1 protein-coding gene is annotated in these 241 nt (G+C 73.9%); it reads right to left on the bottom strand.

Features of this window, described 5'->3' with window-relative positions; all coding sequences use genetic code 11:
- A partial coding sequence (locus tag CVH10_RS23890; protein ID WP_369336015.1) for an ATP-binding protein occupies window positions 1-241 on the bottom strand: 241 nt, incomplete at both ends.

Raw genomic sequence — 241 nt, 5'->3', positions numbered from 1 at the left:
TGAAGGCAGCCCCTTCGCCCGGCGCGCTCTTCACCGTCAGGTCGCCGCCCATCAGCCGCGCCAACTCACGGCTGACGGTCAGGCCCAGCCCCGTCCCGCCATAGGTGCGCGCCACCTCGGCCGACCCTTGGGCGAAGGGCGAGAAGAGCCGGTTCATGGCGTCGGGCGTGAGGCCCGCCCCCTGATCGACGACCGTCAGGGTCAGGCAATGCTGGTCGCCCCCGCGCGGCGCGGCGGCCTC

Origin of the sequence: Halomonas sp. ND22Bw (assembly GCF_003011945.1) — a bacterium.
Classification (GTDB): domain Bacteria; phylum Pseudomonadota; class Gammaproteobacteria; order Pseudomonadales; family Halomonadaceae; genus Halomonas; species Halomonas halophila.
The sequence above is the reverse complement of the archived record's forward strand: the minus strand, read 5'-3'. Positions and strand labels throughout refer to the sequence as shown.